General features: G+C 51.7%; 1 protein-coding gene. It reads right to left on the reverse strand.

Annotated elements, in window-relative coordinates; all coding sequences use genetic code 11:
- Nucleotides 1-21 precede the first annotated feature (21 nt).
- A partial coding sequence (locus tag AC4HNJ_RS22010) for a hypothetical protein (RefSeq protein ID WP_490481744.1) occupies nucleotides 22-263 on the reverse strand: 242 nt, incomplete at its 5' end.

Consider the following 263-nt stretch of genomic DNA (forward strand, 5'->3'; position numbering starts at 1 on the left):
GTAGCGTATTGAGCGACTCCACTAATGTCCTCCCTTCTCCCTTCCCCGTTTCCCCTTTTCTTTTCTTCCTTTCTCTTTCCCCCCCCTCTCTCTCTTTCCCTTCCTCCTCTTCTTTCTCCCTTTTCTTCTTTTCTCTTCCCTCTTCTTTCCCCTTCTCCTCCTCTCCTTTTCCCCCTCTCCTTTTTCCCTCCTCTCCTCTTTTCTCTCCCTTTCTCCCTCTTCTCCCCTTCCCTTCTCCTTCCCTTCTCCCTCCTCTCCCCTTC

Source organism: Dyella sp. SYSU CM1112, from assembly GCF_058216415.1.